Source organism: Vannielia sp. ABF1_015 (assembly GCF_056160745.1).
The window spans coordinates 153,715-168,724 of the sequence record NZ_JBSWXT010000001.1; the positions used below are offsets into that span (position 1 = coordinate 153,715).

Below are 15,010 nucleotides of genomic sequence, written 5' to 3' on the forward strand. Positions count from 1 at the left end.
CGCCCCCGTGGGTAAGCGAGCAGGGCAGATTTGACCAGACAAGGCACGCCCCATGTCCGACACCAGCTTCACCCCCCGCATCTTCTCGGGCATCAAGCCCTCCGGCGGGCTCACCCTCGGCAACTACCTCGGCGCCATCAAGCGCTGGGTGGACATGCAGGAGGAGGGGACGGAAAGCATCTATTGCGTCGTCGACCTTCACGCCATCACCGTCTGGCAAGACCCGGCAGAGCTGCGCAAGGCCACCTATGAGGTCGCCGCCGGTATGCTCGCGAGCGGAATCGACCCGTCAAAGTCGATCCTCTTCAACCAGAGCCAGGTGCCCGAGCACGCCGAGCTGGGCTGGATCTTCAACTGCGTCGCCCGCGTCGGCTGGATGAACCGGATGACCCAGTTCAAGGAAAAGGCCGGAAGCAACGCCGAGAAGGTCTCGCTCGGCCTCTACGCCTACCCCTCGCTGATGGCCGCCGACATCCTGCTCTACCACGCCACCCACGTGCCCGTGGGCGAGGACCAAAAGCAGCACGTCGAGCTGACCCGCGACATCGCCGCCAAGTTCAACCACGACTACAAGGTCGATTTCTTCCCGATGACCGAACCGGTGATCGAAGGCCCCGGCATGCGGGTGATGAACCTGCGCGACGGAAGCAAGAAGATGTCCAAGTCCGGCGAAAGCGACATGGAGCGCATCAACATGCTCGACGACGCCGACACCATCGCCAAGAAGTTCAAAAAGGCCCGCACCGACCCGGCCCCCCTGCCGGAGTCGCCGAACGGCCTGAAAGACCGCCCCGAAGCCAAAAACCTCGTCGACATCTACGCCTCCCTCTCCGGCGGCACGCAAGAGTCGGTAATCGCCGAATACGCCGGCGCAGGCTGGGGCCAGTTCAAACCCGCCCTCGCGGATTTGGCGGTAGAGAAACTGGCGCCCATCAGCGACGAAATGCGCCGCCTGATGGCCGACCCCGCAGAGATCGATCGCCTGCTGGGGGTTGGGAGAGACCGCGCACGGGAGATCGCCGCCCCGGTGCTGGAGCGGACGTATGAGATTGTGGGGTTGGTGCGGAGTTGAGGGGAGGTGGGACGTGGAGCCACTTCGGGGCAAGTGATAGCTGTTAGGTGCCAACAGGCGCGTCAGTGGGATGGCAAGCCAACCGCTCATAATCGCGCCGAAGGACAATACGCAGTCCGGCTCTGATTGACCTTAGAAGAAGCTCTACATGAGCAAGCTGCCGCGCTTTCTTGACAGAAACGGACACACGACTGTGACAGCACTTCTCGCAAAGACAGCATCATCACCTATTTTCCTATTGTTTATCAATTTGTTAACATATTGGTGACTTTTCTTCTCGCATTGTCATGAACGTAAGTTATTAATAGCGCTGTGTGACATCTACGGGAACGCCGGATCATGGATGCTGTGGTTGAGTATCTGAGGGACAACGGGCCGAGCCTCACTAGCGAAATTTCTGAGGGCCTTGTTGCCACTGAGGGCATCTCGCCAGAAGCTGCTCGCAAGCGCGTTTCTCGCTCCAGAAGTGAAGTCAAACGATTGGGCGACCTAGTTTTCCCGCGCAAAGCCCGGTTCGTCTACCTGCCTAGCCAATTCGGTAGCGAACTGTATTGGTCTCGCCTCATCGATGCATTGCAGTCCACCAACTCAGCATATGGATACGCAATAGCGGCTGTACGAGCGCGCGGTGACATTGTGCCTGAGGCCCATTTTCCCATCGTATCGGGAGCGCCGGTTCGCCAGGCGCGCCATCTTTCGCCAGACGTGATCGCGGCACGACTCGAAGAGATAGGACTATTCAGGCGCATCACAATTCCCGGGGTCGGGCCATGCATCGCTCTGGCTAAGGACGATGAGTACTATGAGGATGTAGGTGTGGCGACCCTCGCGCGGCTTACGGCAGAAGGCATTTTGCTTGCTGCGTTACGTGACTGGGCGAAAAAACTCGGGCTTGTGAGCTATGACAGAGTCGCCATACGCGGCGGTGAGAAGCTGGCCAAAGTCGGAACTTTTGCCTGGGACCTCACCGCACCGACATATCTGGGTGGTATGTCCACGGTGTCGAATAGTGGAAAACCCAAACCCGGCTTCCTCGTGGCCGATGTATTGCTGGCACACGCGGTGCCGGTTTGGGGAGTTGAGCCCTTCGTTCGCAAGTGCACGACACTTAGATCGCTTCGGAATGTTGGCCCTTGTTTGCAGATGTTCGTTGCTGAGAGGTACACAAGAACGGCGTTCCAGCTACTAAAACAGAAGGGCATCATTCCAGCCACGCCTCGTACGCTCTTTGGAACGGAGGTTGCCGAGGCACTAACACAAGTGGCTTCGGTCCTCATTAACGTCGCGCGAAACGTCGTCGACCAGAAGAAGCTCGATGACATATTTGGACGTCTTGGGAGGATTGAAGGCGCTGCAACGCAACTGCGCGGAACACTCTTCGAGTTCATGGTAGCGGCCCATTGGCGTCGGGGTGCCGATAACGTCGCCCTGAACCAGAAATACAAGGTCCAAGAAGGCGAAGCGGAAGCTGATGTCGTAGTTATCCGAAATGGAGTCTCTGTAACGTTTGTCGAGTGCAAGGGTTATAGCCCTTATGCCACCGTCCCGAACGAGCAGATCCAGCGCTGGCTGCAGATACGCGTCCCAAGGTTATATAAATTTGCGCGCAGGCATCCCGACTGGTCTCGGCTGAAGGTTCATTTCGAGTTGTGGACGAGCGGTAATATCGAAGGCGATATGGTTGCGCTTGTGGAAAAAGCGAAAGCAGAAACCAAATCTACGCGATACACTGTCGATCTAAAGCTCCGGCCAGACGTGCTGGACGCATTTGAATGCCAGCACGAGACTGAACTCGCTGCAGCATTCGAGAAACATTTTTTTCCGCTCGTGAAAGATGATCAAGAGGACTCCTTCGACAATCACCACGGCATGGACGAGGACGACGAAGATGTCTGGAGTGCCTCCCGATAGAGCGTTCTCGGCGCAGGGGTGAATGCTTCGTCGCGGCTACCAGAAGGTCCCTTTAGGGCACGCGCTGGTGTTGGTGTAGTCGTGTAGTTACGCAAGAAGTGGAGGCCGGCGGAAATCTTATTGTCAGCCGAGAGTTTTAGTATCGCCGGGGTATCGTGTAGTTCGTCCACCCCCACCCCCCCGCACCATTAACCACAATCCCCACCCCTCATGTGCAAAAACCGCGTATGCATCACTTGTGCATAGGATGTGCATCACTTGTTGCCCTCTGCTTTTTCGCCACCTGACCCGCCCGCGGCAGAAACCTTAACGGCCCGCGCCACCTTCGTATTATCGCACATCATCGGCGCTCACGCGTAGAATTGCGCGAAATTACAGGCCAGCCTATCTTTGCTTCAAGCAACTGAAAGGCCCCGAAATGACCCGCTCCGTCACCCCCGTTCATCCCGGCACCCGCATTGGGCACGTCCACCTCAAAGTCGCCGATCTCGATCGTGCCCTCGCCTTCTATTCCGGCGTGCTCGGCTTTGAGCTCACACAGAAATACGGCCCTGAGGCTGCCTTCCTTTCCGCTGGCGGTTACCACCACCACATCGGCCTTAACACATGGCAGAGCAAGGGCGGCACCCCGCCGCCTCCCGGCACCACCGGCCTGTTTCACACCGCCATCCTCTACCCCACCCGCGCCGCCCTCGCGGATGCGCTCAAGCGCCTGATTGAAAACGACATTCCGCTTGATGGCGCCTCCGATCACGGCGTCAGCCAGGCCCTCTACCTGCGGGACCCGGACCAGAACGGAGTAGAGCTTTACTGGGATCGTGACCCCGAGGATTGGCCCCGCGATGCCGACGGCAACCTCGCCATGGTCACGGCCCCGCTCGACCTTGAGGCCCTGCTGAACGAGGCCACCGAAACAGCCTGACCGCTGTTACAGATCTGTCACCCAACCGTCACCCCAAGGACTCCTCCCCCTCCTAGGGTGCCGGCAAGGGAGCGAGGCCGCCAACCTCCTCGCCCCACGCCCGAGGCGGCTCCCCTCCGCTGGCCCACCGGCAGTCCCCGCCAAGGCCGGCCCTTCGCCCCGGGCAGAGCGACCCAACTCCTGTCCCCCGGAGCCATTCCGCTCTTGTCCCCCGGCCTTCCCCGAGGCCGGGGGCCCTCCCCTCTGGACCTTGCCGCGCCACGCCCCTAGGTTCGCCCGGCAAAGGAGGCCCGCCATGGCGACCGGAACCAACATTCGCACTTATTTTGAAGGCACTTGGCACGAAGGCGACGTGATGATCATGCGCGCCGCCGACCATGGGGCCTGGCTCGGCACGACCGTGTTTGACGGCGCGCGCTTCGTCGATGGCCTTGCGCCCGACCTTGAGGCGCATCTTGCCCGCGTCAACCGCTCCGCCGAGGCCCTGATGATCCGCCCCACCGTCTCGACCGAGGAGATGCTGGAGATCGCCTGGGAGGGCCTGAAGCTCTACCCGAAAGATGCCGCCGTCTACATTCGCCCGATGTATTGGGGCATCGAGAGCGGCCATATGGGCATCCTGCCCGCCGAAGCCGATGGCGGCTTTGCCCTTTGCCTTGAAGAGGTGCCGATGGCCCCGCCCGAGGCCACCGTGCGGCTCACCACCACGCAGTTCCGCCGCCCGGTGATCGAAAGCGCGGTGTGCAACGCCAAGGCGGGCTGCCTCTATCCCAACAACGCGCGCATGCTGGCCGAGGCCAAGGCCAAGGGCTACGACAACGCGCTGGTCGCCGATGTCATGGGCAACGTGGCCGAAAGCGCCACCGCCAATGCCTTCATGGTGAAGGATGGCGAGGTCTTCACCCCCATCCCCAACGGCACCTTCCTGTCGGGGATCACCCGGGCGCGGCACATCTCCAACCTCAAGGCAGACGGGGTGAAGGTGCATGAATGCGTGCTCAGCTTTGATGACTTCCGCGCGGCAGATGAGGTGTTTCTCTCCGGCAACCTGATGAAGGTCACGCCGGTGACTGAATTCGACGGCACCCACTACCAGCACGGCCCCGTCACCCGCCGCACCCGCGATCTCTATTGGGACTGGGCCCGATCCGCCTGATCGGCCAGTGCGCGGGCAAAGCGGCACCGCCCCGCCCGAGGGTGGCGCAAGCCCTTGTCGGCAACACTGGTTTTGCGGATGGGGCGGATTGCAGTTGCCCGCCCCAACGGCATAGTGCCATCACCATGCACCGCTCCCTCTTCCCTCAACTCAGCCCGCCTGCCCCACTCCGGCGGACCACCCGTACATGCCAGTCGATCTAGCCGAGTATCTCCCGCCACTGCTCCCATGGCTCGCCTGCGCCCTCGCGGTGATCTGCGGCACCGCCATCCAAAAGCTCTCCGGCGCGGGCTTCGGGATGGTCGCCGCCCCGATCATGACGATCACCGCCCCCGAATGGGTGCCGGGAACAATCTTGCTGCTCGGCGCGCTGATCGGCATCGGCTCGGTGCTCGGCGCGCGGGACGCGATCGTGCGCTCCGACCTGCCACCCGGCTTCATCGGTCGTGTGCTCGGTGCCGTCGTGGCCGCCTTCCTTGCGCAGGCCGTGGTTGGCACCGCCATGCTGCCTATCGTCATCGCGCTCATCGTGCTCTTCGCCGTTGCCCTCAACCTTGCCGGGCTTCGGATGGCCATCACGCCGCGAAACCTGTTCGGCGCGGGGATCACGGCTGGGATCATGGGCACGCTGACGGGGATCGGGGCACCGCCAATGGCCATTCTCTACTCCCGCGTCGAGGCCCGCAGATCGGCCGCAACGCAAAACGCCTTCTTCGGCTTTGGCATGATCGTTTCCATCGGTGCGCTCGCCTTCGCGGGGCTGATCCGCGGGCCGCAAATCGCGCTCGCCGTCTCTCTCGCACCGCTTGTGCCACTCACACTCATCGCCGTGCGCCCCTTGGTCGCGCGGTTTGAGCGGGGGGCGATACGGCCTTGGGCGCTTGGGCTGGCCACGCTTTCTGCCCTCATCCTGCTGACAAAGGCGCTTTGAAGCCCCATTGCCAGTTCCCCGGCCCTCGGCCATGATCCGCCCGCAAGGAGGGCCACACAGATGCGCAAGTTTCTTGTCGTGCTTGATGACAGTCGCGAATGCCTTAACGCCATGCGCTTTGCCGCGATGCGCGCAGCCAAAACCGGCGGCGGGGTAGAGATCCTGTCGATCATCCCGCCCGACGAATTCAACCACTGGATCGGCGTTGGCGATGTGATGCGCGCCGAAGCCCGCGAGCGGATCGAGGCGCATTTCGAGGTCTTCGCCAAATGGATGCGCGACCGGCAGGGGGTAGACCCGGAGCTGGTGGTGCGCGAGGGCGAACCGGTGGATGAAATCCTCGCCCAATGCCGCGAAGACAGCGAAGTTGGCGTTCTGGTGCTGGGCGCGGGCGCAGGCAAGAAGGGCCCCGGCCCGCTGGTGACGCAGCTCACCAAAAACGCCGGCTCGCTGGATTTCCCGATCACCATCGTGCCGGGCGAGCTTTCCAAGGAGCGGTTGGAGAGCATTACCTAGGCCAAGACTTGCCACGGCGCTGCCGCCACCTACTTTAGAACCATTCCAAATCTTGACCCGCCCCCACCCGAGGCGCATATAAGCCCCAACCCCGAAAGGACTGTGCGCATGTTCATCCAGACCGAATCCACGCCAAACCCCGCCACGCTGAAGTTTCTGCCCGGGCAGGAAGTGCTTGGCACCGGCACCGCCGATTTCCCCAATGCCGACTCGGCCTCCGGCTCGCCGCTGGCCCAGCGCATCTTTGCTGTCGATGGCACCACCGGCGTGTTTCTTGGCGGTGATTTCGTGACCGTCACCAAAACCGATGCCGTTGAATGGGACCATATCAAGCCCGCCATCCTTGGCGCGATTATGGAGCACGTGCAATCGGGCGAGCCGGTGCTGGCCTCCAACGCCGCGCCCGAGGCCGCCCATGCGGTGCATGAGGGCGAAGACGGCGAGATCGTCGAGCAGATCAAGCAGTTGCTTGATACCCGCGTGCGCCCTGCCGTGGCGCAGGATGGTGGCGACATCACCTTCCACGGCTTCGAGCGCGGCGTTGTGTACCTGCACATGCAGGGTGCCTGCGCCGGTTGCCCCTCTTCCACGCTGACGCTGAAAATGGGCATCGAGCAGCTGCTGCGCCACTACATCCCCGAGGTGACCGAAGTGCGCCCGGTCGCCGCCTGACCTCTCCGGCTTGCTTCCTGACCGCCTCACCGGGCGCTGCTACTGCGGCGCCACGCAACTCAGCGCATCCGGCCCGCTGAGCGTGGCTTACTGCCACTGCACCGATTGCCGCCGCTGGACGGGGGCACCGGTCACGGCCTGGGTCGGCGTGCCCGAGGTCACCCTCACCCCCGCGCCCGAGCCGTTCTCGGTGGCCGAGGGGGTCAGCCGCACATCCTGCCCGCGCTGCGGCTCGCCGCTCGCGGCCAGTTTCTCCTACCTGCCCGGCACCACATGGCTGCCGATGGGCCTGCTCGATCAGGCCGCTGATCTCGCCCCCACGCTGCACTGCTACGCGGGCGAGGCACTGCCGTGGCTCCACATCTCCGATGATCTGCCGCGCGAGCAGGGCAGCGGCCACGAGGTGCTCTGATGAGCGTGGCTGACCCGACCCTGCTGGCCTTCGACACCTCCGGCCCCCACATCGCGGGGGCCGTTCTGAACCGTGGCGAGCTGGTCGCCGAGTGCTTCGAGCCAATGAAGCGCGGCCAGGCCGAAAACCTCATGCCAATGCTGGAGGGCCTGCTCACCAAGGCCGGGCTCGCTTGGGGCGACCTCACCGCGCTTGGCGTCGGCATCGGCCCCGGTAATTTCACCGGCATCCGCATTTCCGTCGCCGCCGCCCGTGGGCTGGCGCTTGGGCTCGGCATTCCGGCGATCGGCGTATCTACCTTCGAGCTGGCCCGCTCCGGAGAGAGCGAAACCGTCCTGCTCCCCGCCCCCCGTGACATGGCCTACGCGCAAGACTTCGCCCACGGTGCCCCCTCCGGCCCGCCCCGGCTGGTGCCACGCACCGCCGAACTGCCCGACACCCTCCCCGACATTCCCCTCCGCCTCGCCACCCGCGCCGCCGCGCTGCTCGCGCAGGCCAGTGGCCCCCTGCCGCGTCCCGCGCCGCTCTACGTCCGTGCGCCCGATGCTGCCCCCGCGCGGGATGCGCCACCCGAGATCGTCGGATGAGCACCGAGGCCGCGGCGCTTGCCGCCCTTCACGCCGCCTGCTTCACCGCGCCCCGACCTTGGCACGCCGAGGAGTTTGCTGCGCTGCTGGCGCAAGACAGCGTCTTTCTCATCGGCGATGGTGGCTCCGGCTTTGCGCTGGGGCAGGCCTCCGGCGCCGAGGCAGAGCTGCTCACCCTCGCCGTGCCCCCCGATGCGCGGCGACAAGGCCGGGGCCGCGCCCTGCTTGCTGCCTTCCACGACGCGGCCAGCGCGCGGGGCGCAAGCACCACCCTGCTGGAAGTTGCCGCCAACAACGCCGCCGCCATCGCGCTCTACACCGCCAGCGGCTACGGCGAGGTGGGCCAGCGCAAGGCCTACTACCGCACGCCCGATGCCGAGCGCATCGACGCGCTGGTGATGACCCGCGCCCTGTAGGGCCGGGCGCATCCCGCCACACCGCCCCGATCCCCCCTCGAAACATCGTCAAGTTACGTTGCGGCGCAGAAAAAGCGGTTGACCACCCCCCGCCGCTGCGGCCTTATTCATGGGTAATCCATAATCCAGCAGCCCCGAGCGCAATTGCGCCGAGGGCGCGGAGCAAAACCAACGGGAGACCTTCACCATGACATTCGCGCGCGCTCTTCTTGCCGCCACCGCCTCCGTCGCACTCACCGCAGGCGCGGCGCTGGCCGAACCGGCTGTTATCTTCGACCTCGGCGGCAAGTTCGACAAATCCTTCAACGAAAGCGCCTACACCGGTGCCAAAAAGTGGGCCGAGGAAACCGGCGAGAGCTTCAAGGAAATCGAGATGCAGTCCGAGGCCCAGCGCGAGCAGGCCCTGCGCCGGCTGGCTGAAGATGGCGCCAACCCCATCGTGATGACCGGCTTCGCCTTCGCCACCGTGCTCTCCGAGGTGGCCCCCGACTACCCTGAAACCAAGTTCGTCATCATCGACGGCGTGGTTGATGCGCCCAACGTGCGCTCGGTGGTGTTCAAGGAGCAGGAGGGCTCCTACCTCGTCGGCATGATGGCTGGCATGGCCTCCGAGTCGGGCACCGTGAGCTTCGTCGGCGGCATGGACATTCCGCTGATCCACAAGTTCGCCTGCGGCTATGCCCAGGGCGTGAAGGCGGCCAACCCCGATGCCACCGTGATCCAGAACATGACCGGCACCACCCCGGCCGCCTGGAACGACCCGGTGAAAGGCTCCGAGCTGACCAAGGCGCAAATCTCGCAAGGGTCTGACGTGGTTTATGCCGCCGCTGGCGGCACCGGCGTGGGCGTTCTGCAAACCGCTGCCGATGAGGGCATCTACTCCATCGGCGTGGACTCCAACCAAAACCACCTGCACCCCGGCTCCGTGCTCACCTCGATGCTCAAGCGCGTCGACGTGGCTGTCTATGACAGCTTCACCGCCGGTGCCGACGGCATCGAGCCCGGCCTCGTGGCCCTCGGCCTTGCCGAAGGCGGCGTCGATTACGCCATGGACGAGAACAACGCCGATCTCGTGACCGCCGAGATGACCGCAGCCGTCGACGCGGCCAAGGAAAAGATCATCGCCGGCGAGATCGAAGTGCACAACTACGAGACCGACAGCACCTGCCCGGCGATGTAAGCCGCGTGCAACGCTGACCAAACAAGAGGGAGGGCCGCGCCGGGAGACTGGCCGCGGCCCTTTCCCAACCAGAAGACCGGGGGACAGACATGGCCGATCAACAGCCGCCCGCCATCGAATTGCGCGGAATTTCCAAGGCCTTCGGGCCGGTTCAGGCCAATAAGGACATCTCGCTTTCGGTGAAGCGCGGGGCGATTCACGGCATCATCGGCGAGAACGGCGCAGGCAAGTCCACCCTCATGTCCATCCTCTACGGCTTCTACAAAGCCGATGCGGGCGAGGTCTTCATCGGTGGCCGCAAAACCGAAATCACCGACAGTCAGGCTGCCATCGCCGCCGGCATCGGCATGGTCTTCCAGCACTTCAAACTGGTACAAAACTTCACCGTGCTCGAAAACGTCGTGCTCGGCGCGGAAGACGGCCCCATGCTCGGCCCCTCGCTGTCCAAGGCCCGCAAGGAACTGACGGCGTTGGCCGAGGAATACGGCCTCAAGATCGACCCGGACGCGGTGATTCAGGATATCGGCGTGGGCATGCAGCAGCGCGTCGAGATTCTCAAGGCGCTCTACCGCCAAGCCGATATTCTCATCCTCGACGAGCCCACCGGCGTGCTCACCCCGGCAGAGGCCGACCAGCTCTTCCGCATCTTGGGGCGGCTGAAGGAAGAGGGCAAAACCATCGTCCTCATCACCCATAAACTCCGCGAAATCATGGACATAACCGATACCGTCTCGGTCATGCGCCGCGGCGAGATGACGGCCACCGTCCAAACCGCCACCACCTCCCCCGAGGAGCTGGCCGAGCTGATGGTGGGCCGCAAGGTGCTGCTGCGCGTCGACAAGACCCCGGCCAACCCCGGAGAGACGGTGCTGGAGGTCCGCGACCTCGCCGTGACCGATGACAAGGGCGTGCAAAAGCTGCGCGGCATCTCTTTCGATATCCGCGCAGGCGAAATCCTCGGCATCGCCGGGGTGGCGGGCAACGGCCAGTCAGAACTGCTCGAAGTGCTCGGCGGCTATCAAGACGCCAAGGGCACCATCCGCATGAACGGCGAGCAGATCGACCTGACAGGCCGCCACTCCGATGCCCAATCGCGCCGCCGCCGTGGCATCGCCCACGTGCCCGAAGATCGCCACCGCGAGGGCCTCATCCTCGAATTCCACGCTTGGGAAAATGTCGCCTTCGGCTATCACAACGACCCGAAATACCAGAAAAACGCGCTGACGATGGACAACACCGCCATCCGTGAAGACACCGAAGCCAAGATGGAGCGCTTCGACGTGCGCCCGCCCAACCCGCTGCTGGCCGCCAAGAACTTCTCCGGCGGCAACCAGCAAAAGATCGTGCTGGCCCGTGAGATCGAGCGCAACCCCGACCTGCTGCTGATCGGCCAGCCCACGCGCGGGGTGGATATCGGCGCCATCGAATTCATCCACCAGCAAATCGTGCGGCTGCGCGACGAGGGCAAGGCCATCCTCTTGGTCTCGGTCGAACTGGACGAAATCATGTCGCTCTCCGACCGGATCGCCGTCATGTTCGACGGGCAGATCATGGGCGAGCGCCTGCCGTCCGAAACCGACGAAAAAGAACTGGGCCTGCTGATGGCCGGCATGCAGGGGGAGGCCGCTTAGATGGACGTCATGCCCAAATGGGCCGAGGTCATCCTCGTCCCGCTCATCTCCCTCATCCTCGCAGCAATCCTCTCGGCCCTCGTGATCCTCGCCATCGGTGAAAACCCGATCACGGCAGTCGGCATCATGATCGACGGTTCTGTCGGTTCGATCCGGGGCTGGGGCTATACGCTGTATTACGCCACCAACTTCATCTTTACCGGCCTCTGCGTTTCGGTCGCCTTCCATGCCCGCCTGTTCAACATCGGCGGCGAGGGGCAGGCGATGGTTGGCGGGCTCGGGGTGGCGCTGGTGCTGCTCTACATCCCCTTTCCGCACTGGTCGATCGCGCTGGTCGCCGCCTCTCTGGGGGCCGCGGCCTTCGGGGCGCTCTGGGCGCTGATCCCGGCCTATCTTCAGGCCGCGCGGGGCAGCCATATCGTGATCACCACGATCATGTTCAACTTCATGGCCGCCGGCCTGCTGAACTACCTGTTGTCCAACACGCTCAAGCCCGCTGGCCAGTCTGATCCGGCCTCGGCCAAGTTTGACGCCGCCTATGATCTGCCCACGCTGAATTCGGTGCTGACAGATCTGGGCTTCAAGGCGGCGCGGGATGACTCGGTGAATGTCACCTTCCTCCTCGCCATCGTCGCCTGTTTCGCTGTCTGGTTCCTGCTCTGGCGCACTCGCCTCGGCTTTCAGATCCGCGCCTTCGGCCAATCCGAGACAGCGGCCAAATACGCGGGCATCTCGCCTCTGCGCATCACCGTGATCGCCATGCTGATCTCGGGCGGCCTCGCCGGGCTGATGGCCGTCAACACCGCCATGGGCGAGCAGGAGCGGCTGGTGCTGAACGCCGTCGAGGGCGCGGGCTTCATCGGCATCGCCGTGGCGCTGATGGGCCGCAACCACCCCTTCGGCGTGTTCCTCGCCGCCGTGCTCTTCGGCTTTCTCTATCAGGGCGGAGCCGAGCTGGCGCTGTGGACGTCGATCCCGCGTGAGCTGATCGTCGTCATCCAAGCCCTCGTGATCCTCTTCACCGGCGCGCTCGACAACATGGTGCGCGCGCCGCTCGCCAAGCTCTTCCTGCATCTGCGCAAGGGCAAGGAACCGCCCGAAACCGCGCCACCGCCGCCGGGGCCAAAGCGGCCCGACCATGCGCCCGAAGGCACGGTGAAGGAGGCATGATGGCCGATCTCATCCCCTTCCTGCCCGGCTTCTTCGCGGCCTTCTCCATACTGATGGTCGCGGCCTCCTCGCCCGGGCCTGCCGTGGCCATGCTGCTCGGCATCTCCATGAGCCGGGGCCGTGGGGCGGCGCTGGTGACCTGCCTCGGCATCGCCTTCGGCTCCACCACCATCAACCTCGCCACCATGCTCGGCGTCGGCCTGCTGCTGTCAGAGGCCGCATGGGCCATGCAAATACTGCGCTTGCTCGGTGCCGCCTACCTTGCGTGGCTCGCCTACGGCGCCTTCCGCCGCGCCGCCAACCCGCCGGTGCTGAAAGAGGGGCCGGTGCCCGCCCGCTCGGTGCCCCGCCTCCTGCTGGCGGGTTACCTGCTGCAAGTCACTAATCCCAAGGCCATCGTCTTCTGGCTCGCCATCGCCGCACTCGGTGCCACCGAAGGCGGCGGCACGCTGGTCTATGCCGCCTTCTTCGCCGGGGCATGGCTCATCAGCTTCACCTGCCACGCCGCATGGGCGCTGCTGCTCTCCGCCGCACCGATCCGCGCCGCCTACGCCCGCGCAAGGCGGTCGGTGGAGGCCACGCTGGGCGTGCTCTTCGCCTTCTTCGCCTTCAAGCTCGCCACATCGAGGAGCTAGAGCCATGGACTTCCTGACAATCATCCAGGTTCTCGACGGCACCATCCGCCTCGCCATCCCCCTGCTGCTCGCCTGCCTCGCCGGGCTGTTCTCCGAACGGGCCGGGATCTTTGACATCGGCCTTGAGGGCAAAATGCTCATGGCCGCCTTCTTCTCGGCGGCGGTGGCCTTCTACTCCGGCTCGGCATGGGTTGGCCTGCTGGCGGGCATCGCCTCGTCCATGGTGCTCTCCGCCATCCACGGCGTCGCCTCCATCACCTTCCGGGGCAACCAGCTTATCTCCGGCGTGGCGATCAACTTCCTCGCCGCCGGCCTCACCGTGCTCATCGCGCAAGACTGGTTCAACCAAGGCGGACGGACAGAGCCGCTCACCGGCGCGGCCCGCTTCAACAGCATCGACCTGCCCGGTGCCCTCACCCGCATCCGCGACATGGCCGACGCCGGGCCTCTGATGCAGGTCTACTCCGAGCTGATCTCGGGCCACCCGATCCTCACCTACATCGGCTTCCTCTTCGTGCCGCTGACATGGTGGATCCTCTTCCGCACCCGCTTCGGCCTGCGCCTGCGCGCGGTGGGCGAAAGCCCCGAGGCGGTGGATACAGCGGGCGTTTCCGTCGTCGGCCTGCGCTTTGCCGCCGTGGCCATCTGCGGCGTGCTCTGCGGCATCGCCGGGGCCTACCTCTCCACCGCCATCCAGGCCGGCTTCACCAAGGACATGACAGCCAACCGCGGCTACATCGCGCTGGCCGCCCTGATCTTCGCCAAGTGGCGGCCGTGGTATGCGCTCTATGCCTGCCTTCTCTTCGGCCTGTTCTTCGCCATCGACAACCGGTTTCAGAACATCACGATCCTCGGGCTGCAACTGCCCGTGCAGTTCATGCAATCGCTCCCCTACATCCTCACCGTGGTGATCCTCGCCGGCTTCGTCGGCAAGGCCATCCCACCCCGCGCCGGAGGCGAACCCTATGTCAAAGAGCGCTGACCTCGCCGCCAAAATCAAACTCGATGCAGGTTCCGCCCCGCCAAAACTGGCGCTGATCCTCGGCTCCGGCCTCGGCCACCTCGCCGAAGAGGTGAAGGGCGTTTCCATCGACTACGCCGCGCTAGAGGGCTTCCCCCACGCGGGCGTCTCGGGGCACAACCCCAAGCTGGTGATCGGCACGCTGGAAGGCGTGCGCGTGGCGGTGCTCGGCGGGCGCGCGCATTACTACGAAAGCGGCAACCCGGCGGCCATGCGCCTGCCGCTCGAAACCATCAAGGCGCTTGGCTGCGACACGCTCCTGTTGACCAATGCCGCAGGCTCCATGCGCCCAGATATTCCGCCGGGCGAGCTGATGCTGCTCTCCGATCACATCAACTTCTCCGGCCTCAACCCGCTCATCGGCGAGCCCTCCGATGCCCGCTTCGTGCCCATGGGCGATGCCTATGACCCGGCCCTCCGCTCGGCCCTCAAGGCCGCCGCCGAGGCGCAGAACATACCGCTCGAAAGCGGCACCTACGCCTGGTATTCCGGCCCCTCCTTCGAAACCCCCGCCGAAATCCGCGCCATCCGCACGCTGGGGGCCGACGCCGTGGGCATGTCGACCGTGCCCGAGGTAATCCTTGGCCGCTTCCTCGGCATGAAATGCGCCGCGATCTCCACGATCACCAACATGGCCGCCGGCATGTCGGACGAGGCCATCAGCCACGAGCATACCAAGGCCATGGCCCCCCTCGGCGCGACCAAGCTGGAAAAGATCCTGCGTGCCTTCCTGAAGTCACTCTAAGCCACACGCTGCGCTGCGGCACTAGACAGCGCC

General features: G+C 64.4%; 16 protein-coding genes. All 16 read left to right on the plus strand.

Annotated features, from left to right (window positions below; genetic code table 11):
- Positions 1-52: 52 nt before the first annotated feature.
- The 16 genes from trpS to ACXAG6_RS00810 all read left to right on the plus strand — a co-directional run bounded on the left by trpS (position 53) and on the right by ACXAG6_RS00810 (position 14,977).
- On the plus strand, positions 53-1,072 hold the full coding sequence (gene trpS / locus ACXAG6_RS00735) for a tryptophan--tRNA ligase (protein WP_475334077.1): 1,020 nt from the start codon (positions 53-55) through the stop codon (positions 1,070-1,072).
- 339 nt (positions 1,073-1,411) lie between these two features.
- Positions 1,412-2,983 carry a hypothetical protein gene (locus ACXAG6_RS00740; protein ID WP_475334078.1) on the plus strand — a complete coding sequence of 524 codons (1,572 nt, stop codon included), beginning with the start codon at positions 1,412-1,414 and terminating at the stop codon, positions 2,981-2,983.
- A 418-nt stretch (positions 2,984-3,401) separates the two neighbouring features.
- Entirely contained in the window at positions 3,402-3,905 is a 504-nt protein-coding gene (locus ACXAG6_RS00745) for a VOC family protein (RefSeq protein WP_475334079.1), read from the plus strand.
- Between the two features lie 295 nt (positions 3,906-4,200).
- Positions 4,201-5,061, plus strand: a complete 861-nt coding sequence (locus tag ACXAG6_RS00750) for a branched-chain amino acid aminotransferase (protein ID WP_475334081.1) — start codon at positions 4,201-4,203, stop codon at positions 5,059-5,061.
- 187 nt (positions 5,062-5,248) lie between these two features.
- Positions 5,249-5,992 carry a TSUP family transporter gene (locus ACXAG6_RS00755; RefSeq protein WP_475334082.1) on the plus strand — a complete coding sequence of 248 codons (744 nt, stop codon included), beginning with the start codon at positions 5,249-5,251 and terminating at the stop codon, positions 5,990-5,992.
- 60 nt (positions 5,993-6,052) lie between these two features.
- Positions 6,053-6,508 carry a universal stress protein gene (locus ACXAG6_RS00760; RefSeq protein WP_140015846.1) on the plus strand — a complete coding sequence of 152 codons (456 nt, stop codon included), beginning with the start codon at positions 6,053-6,055 and terminating at the stop codon, positions 6,506-6,508.
- Between the two features lie 108 nt (positions 6,509-6,616).
- Positions 6,617-7,180, plus strand: coding sequence for a NifU family protein (locus ACXAG6_RS00765; RefSeq protein ID WP_140015847.1), 564 nt, complete (start codon positions 6,617-6,619; stop codon positions 7,178-7,180).
- 10 nt (positions 7,181-7,190) lie between these two features.
- Complete coding sequence (locus tag ACXAG6_RS00770) at positions 7,191-7,592, plus strand: GFA family protein (RefSeq protein ID WP_475334084.1); 402 nt, start codon at positions 7,191-7,193, stop codon at positions 7,590-7,592.
- Positions 7,592-8,179 (plus strand): tRNA (adenosine(37)-N6)-threonylcarbamoyltransferase complex dimerization subunit type 1 TsaB, encoded by a 588-nt coding sequence (tsaB, locus tag ACXAG6_RS00775; protein ID WP_475334086.1) that lies wholly within the window; start codon positions 7,592-7,594, stop codon positions 8,177-8,179. The genes ACXAG6_RS00770 and tsaB overlap by 1 nt, the downstream gene beginning before the upstream one ends.
- Positions 8,176-8,595: a GNAT family N-acetyltransferase gene (locus ACXAG6_RS00780; protein WP_475334087.1), complete on the plus strand. Its 420-nt coding sequence runs from the start codon at positions 8,176-8,178 to the stop codon at positions 8,593-8,595. Before tsaB ends, ACXAG6_RS00780 begins: the two co-directional genes overlap by 4 nt.
- A 187-nt stretch (positions 8,596-8,782) precedes the next feature.
- On the plus strand, positions 8,783-9,775 hold the full coding sequence (locus ACXAG6_RS00785; protein WP_475334088.1) for a BMP family lipoprotein: 993 nt from the start codon (positions 8,783-8,785) through the stop codon (positions 9,773-9,775).
- An 89-nt stretch (positions 9,776-9,864) separates the two neighbouring features.
- Positions 9,865-11,406 (plus strand): ABC transporter ATP-binding protein, encoded by a 1,542-nt coding sequence (locus tag ACXAG6_RS00790; protein ID WP_475334089.1) that lies wholly within the window; start codon positions 9,865-9,867, stop codon positions 11,404-11,406.
- Entirely contained in the window at positions 11,407-12,576 is a 1,170-nt protein-coding gene (locus ACXAG6_RS00795) for an ABC transporter permease (protein ID WP_475334090.1), read from the plus strand.
- Positions 12,576-13,211 carry a LysE family translocator gene (locus ACXAG6_RS00800; protein WP_475334092.1) on the plus strand — a complete coding sequence of 212 codons (636 nt, stop codon included), beginning with the start codon at positions 12,576-12,578 and terminating at the stop codon, positions 13,209-13,211. Before ACXAG6_RS00795 ends, ACXAG6_RS00800 begins: the two co-directional genes overlap by 1 nt.
- A gap of 4 nt (positions 13,212-13,215) precedes the next feature.
- Positions 13,216-14,193, plus strand: a complete 978-nt coding sequence (locus ACXAG6_RS00805; RefSeq protein ID WP_140015855.1) for an ABC transporter permease — start codon at positions 13,216-13,218, stop codon at positions 14,191-14,193.
- Complete coding sequence (locus ACXAG6_RS00810; RefSeq protein ID WP_475334093.1) at positions 14,177-14,977, plus strand: purine-nucleoside phosphorylase; 801 nt, start codon at positions 14,177-14,179, stop codon at positions 14,975-14,977. The genes ACXAG6_RS00805 and ACXAG6_RS00810 overlap by 17 nt, the downstream gene beginning before the upstream one ends.
- The last annotated feature ends 33 nt before the right edge of the window (positions 14,978-15,010 follow it).

Coding starts and splice junctions, on each gene's coding strand:
- tsaB (WP_475334086.1), top strand. CDS start 7,592: ATGAGCGTGGCTGACCCGACCCTGCTGGCCTTCGACACCTCCGGCCCC.
- ACXAG6_RS00795 (WP_475334090.1), top strand. CDS start 11,407: ATGGACGTCATGCCCAAATGGGCCGAGGTCATCCTCGTCCCGCTCATC.
- ACXAG6_RS00810 (WP_475334093.1), top strand. CDS start 14,177: ATGTCAAAGAGCGCTGACCTCGCCGCCAAAATCAAACTCGATGCAGGT.
- ACXAG6_RS00805 (WP_140015855.1), top strand. CDS start 13,216: ATGGACTTCCTGACAATCATCCAGGTTCTCGACGGCACCATCCGCCTC.
- ACXAG6_RS00740 (WP_475334078.1), top strand. CDS start 1,412: ATGGATGCTGTGGTTGAGTATCTGAGGGACAACGGGCCGAGCCTCACT.
- ACXAG6_RS00780 (WP_475334087.1), top strand. CDS start 8,176: ATGAGCACCGAGGCCGCGGCGCTTGCCGCCCTTCACGCCGCCTGCTTC.
- ACXAG6_RS00790 (WP_475334089.1), top strand. CDS start 9,865: ATGGCCGATCAACAGCCGCCCGCCATCGAATTGCGCGGAATTTCCAAG.
- ACXAG6_RS00760 (WP_140015846.1), top strand. CDS start 6,053: ATGCGCAAGTTTCTTGTCGTGCTTGATGACAGTCGCGAATGCCTTAAC.
- ACXAG6_RS00745 (WP_475334079.1), top strand. CDS start 3,402: ATGACCCGCTCCGTCACCCCCGTTCATCCCGGCACCCGCATTGGGCAC.
- ACXAG6_RS00750 (WP_475334081.1), top strand. CDS start 4,201: ATGGCGACCGGAACCAACATTCGCACTTATTTTGAAGGCACTTGGCAC.
- ACXAG6_RS00785 (WP_475334088.1), top strand. CDS start 8,783: ATGACATTCGCGCGCGCTCTTCTTGCCGCCACCGCCTCCGTCGCACTC.
- trpS (WP_475334077.1), top strand. CDS start 53: ATGTCCGACACCAGCTTCACCCCCCGCATCTTCTCGGGCATCAAGCCC.
- ACXAG6_RS00755 (WP_475334082.1), top strand. CDS start 5,249: ATGCCAGTCGATCTAGCCGAGTATCTCCCGCCACTGCTCCCATGGCTC.
- ACXAG6_RS00800 (WP_475334092.1), top strand. CDS start 12,576: ATGGCCGATCTCATCCCCTTCCTGCCCGGCTTCTTCGCGGCCTTCTCC.
- ACXAG6_RS00765 (WP_140015847.1), top strand. CDS start 6,617: ATGTTCATCCAGACCGAATCCACGCCAAACCCCGCCACGCTGAAGTTT.